At 59.5% G+C, this 3,417-nt stretch carries 2 protein-coding genes and 1 pseudogene; all 3 read right to left on the bottom strand.

Features of this window, described 5'->3' with window-relative positions:
* Positions 1 to 438 (bottom strand): annotated as a pseudogene (locus ACOSYY_RS04720) (hypothetical protein); the annotation flags it as partial.
* Positions 439 to 450: 12 nt separating this feature from the next.
* The gene (locus ACOSYY_RS04715; protein ID WP_421661115.1) at positions 451 to 1,860 is read right to left on the bottom strand and encodes a HEAT repeat domain-containing protein; all 1,410 of its coding nucleotides are present in this window, start codon (positions 1,858 to 1,860) and stop codon (positions 451 to 453) included.
* Positions 1,854 to 3,417, bottom strand: a 1,564-nt coding sequence (gene glgP / locus ACOSYY_RS04710) for an alpha-glucan family phosphorylase (protein WP_421661114.1), incomplete at its 5' end; no start/stop codon positions are given. The genes ACOSYY_RS04715 and glgP, both read right to left, overlap by 7 nt.

Raw genomic sequence — 3,417 nt, 5'->3', positions numbered from 1 at the left:
ATCCATCCTCTGCTGGAGCTCGTCCAGCTTTTTTAACGACACCGGCTTACCCGTCACAATTTCCAACTTTACCTCCCGCAGCGCTCCGGTCAGGTCCCGCAGGGCATTGGTTGAATGATCGGACTTGGCTCCTTTTGTGATGGTTTCCAAGGCATCGATGGCCGCGGTCAGTTCTTTCGCCGCGTCGCCGAAATTGCGGTCGGCGAGGTGCGCTTTCGCTTGGACCAATCGAGACTTGGCCTCCACGAGACCCTGACGCCGACGAAGATCGCGCTCGATGCCGAGAGTCGTATCCAACACGTCTCTGGACACATCCTTCAACGACTGTTGAAGTTCCGCCACATTTCGTTGCAGCGTCCCGACGGGCCTTTGTCCGAGATAGTAGCCCGCTCCGAATGCCCCGGCGAGCAGCACCACAACAACCAGAAATTTAGCCATAGAGGTCCTTGTTTAGCGGCGACGTTTCGAGGAACTCAAGCGAGTCAGCTGTTGGAGCAGACTGTTGGCCGTCGCGATACGCACAGCCTCATCCGAGTCTTGCAACCCCTTCACTAAGATAGGGATGGCACTGTCGCTACTTTTCCGCAACGCCTTAGCGGCCATCAGGCGAGGAAGCGGCTGCTGGTCCTGGAAGAGAGTTTGTAGCACCGCCTGGGCCTCTTTGTCGGAAGAGGCGCTCAAAGCCTGCGCCGCTGCTCCGCGAATGGAAGGATCGGAATGTCGGGCCAGGTCGGTTGCCAGTGCGATGGCGGAGGTATCCCCGAGACGAATCAATCCCTCTGCGGCGCTGGCACGGACACGAAGATTCGGATCTCTGGTGAGAGGCAACAACAAAGGCCGGTTTTCCTTGATGCCGAGTTTCCCGAAGCTTGCCGCGGCGACGCCGCGAACCATCGCCATCTCGTCTCCGATTGCATGCGTCAGGGGAGCCACGCCGCCCGGGGAACCAAATTCTCCCAGGGCTCCGGCGGCGAACGCGCGCACCGATGGATCAGGATCATACACAGCTTGGGCCAGCACTGCCAAGCTTGCCGGACGTTTGAGGCGTCCCAACACACCCAGCGCAGCCATCCTCGTCTCTGGGTCCGGCAGGGTGGCTGCGCTGGTAATATCGTCCAGCTTTTCAGAACGGCCGAGCCTAAACAGAGCGGCATAGGCGAAGATGGCTTCAGGTCCGTCTTCCGTGCGCGCGACGTCAAGAAACCGTTGCTGAACGTCGGTTGCCTGAGCTTCCCCCAGCGCGGTCATGGCGGCGATGCGGACGGTCGGCGTCTCATCCCGCAGCGCACGACGCAATGGTCCTGACTTTGCCGCAAGTCCTGCCTTTCCAATCGCCTCAGCCGCCCGCGCTCGTACGACCACGGAGGAATCGAGCAAACCATCCTCTAAAATCGCGGCGGTCTCCGGCAGACCTAATTCCGCGAGAGCCGAGTAGGCCGCGATGCGGACATGCTCTTTGCGATCGCGAACATGGCTGGTGATCACTCCAAGCGCCAATGGCCGAAGAAGCGACGCATCATGCGGCTGTCCCGGCCGGTTCAATTTCGCATAGATGGCCAGGGCTTCGTCGGTTCGCCCAAGGCGGACGTAACTCAACAGGGAGAGACGGAAGAATTCTTTTGAGGGTGTCGCGTCGGATGGAAGATCTCGGTAAAGAGATATGATTTCGGAGTAGTCACCGGCCTTGAAGAGTGCCGCGGCTTTCGATTCGACCGTGGAAGGGGCTCCTGCCGATGCAGGAAGGAGAGGCAGTATGATGAGAATCAGCATGAGCGCGCCGATGGCACGCGCTATGGTAGTCGGAGTAGAGGCCGGGTCACGTATCAGACGGCGATCCGTTACGTCGAACCGAGTTACCATTTCGTGGGCAGCCGCATCGTGGCGGCGCGGTACATCAGACTGACATAATCTTTCAGCATGCGCGTTGTGCAGAACTGGGGCGCGATGGTACGGATACATTCTTTGACCATTTGGAGCCAGCCCCGCGGAATGCCGTCACGATCATGCTGATAGAACAGCGGCACGACTTCCTGTTCCAACACGCGATAGAGTTGTTCTGCATCATGATGATCTTGGGCCTGCGCGTCCGCCTGTTCGCTCAGCGGTTGAATTCCCCATCCATTGGCCCCGTTATAGCCTTCGACCCACCAGCCATCGAGGACGCTGAGGTTCAATACGCCGTTCAGGGCGGCTTTCATGCCGCTGGTGCCGCTGGCCTCCATCGGAAAGCGAGGGGTGTTCAACCAAATGTCGACGCCCTGAACGAGATACTTTGCCATATGCATCTCATAATCTTCGAGAAATGCCACGCGGCCGCCCAGCTTGTGGTCATGACAGAAGTTCAGCACCTCCTGAATGAAGAATCGACCCGGCTCATCGGCCGGATGAGCCTTGCCGGCGAAGATAAGTTGGACCGGCCGCCAGCGGTCTTGGAGCAGCGCCTTCAGCCGTTCCAGGTCCCGGAAGAGCAAGGTGGCCCGTTTGTACGTCGCGAACCGTCGGGCAAACCCGATCGTCAAGGCTTCGGGATCCAAGAGTGTGCCGCGTGTGAGGACTTGAGACGGCTGCAGTTGGCCGTACATCCAGCCGGCCCTGGCTCGTTCCCGGATGAACCCCATCAGTTTCCGCTTTATCGTTTGTCGAACCGTCCACAACTCATGGTCGGGGACGTCCATTATCCGCTGCCACATAGCCGGGTCATCGCAGGTGTGGGTCCAGGTCGGGCTGAGCGATTTGCTGTACAGATGGTGCAGCTCCGGCGAGATCCACGTCGGCGCATGAATGCCGTTGGTGACGCTGCGAATGGGGATCTGGTCGGTCGGCAGTCCAGGCCAGAAGTGCTGCCACATCTCGCGAGTCACACGCCCATGTTCCCGGCTGACACCGTTGACGTGTGCCGACAGGCGCATGACCAGCGCGGTCATGTTGAAACCATGCCCGCTCGATTCAGGAGTTTCGCCCAGGCTGAGAAATTCATCGCGGGAGAGGCCCAATTGCTCCCAGTAGCCGGAAAAGTATCGATCCATCAGATAGTGTGGGAAAACATCGTGTCCGGCCGGCACGGGCGTGTGTGTCGTGAAGACAGTGCTCTGACGAACCACCTCGCTGGCTTCCGCATGGGATGAACCCTTTTGAACCAGTTCCCGCACCCGCTCCAAGGTGAGGAAAGCCGAATGACCTTCGTTGGCATGCCAGACCGATGGTGAGATGCCGAGCGCGCGCAACATGCGGACGCCGCCGATGCCCAGCAAAATTTCCTGACAGAGCCGCATTTCTTGATCCCCGCCGTAGAGACGGGCGGAGAGGGCGCGATCCTCCGGACTGTTTTCCGGCACATCCGTATCGATGAGAAAGAGCGGGATTCTTCCCACCAGCACTTTCCACACTGCCGCGGTCACGCGGCGACTGCCCATTTCA

It is taken from the genome of Nitrospira sp. BLG_2 (assembly GCF_049222245.1).
This window is presented reverse-complemented; position numbering and strand designations above follow the sequence as displayed.

What these genes read in the sequence shown, in the direction of transcription:
- ACOSYY_RS04715 (WP_421661115.1), bottom strand. Translation starts at nt 1,860, where the DNA reads ATGGTAACTCGGTTCGACGTAACGGATCGCCGTCTGATACGTGACCCG.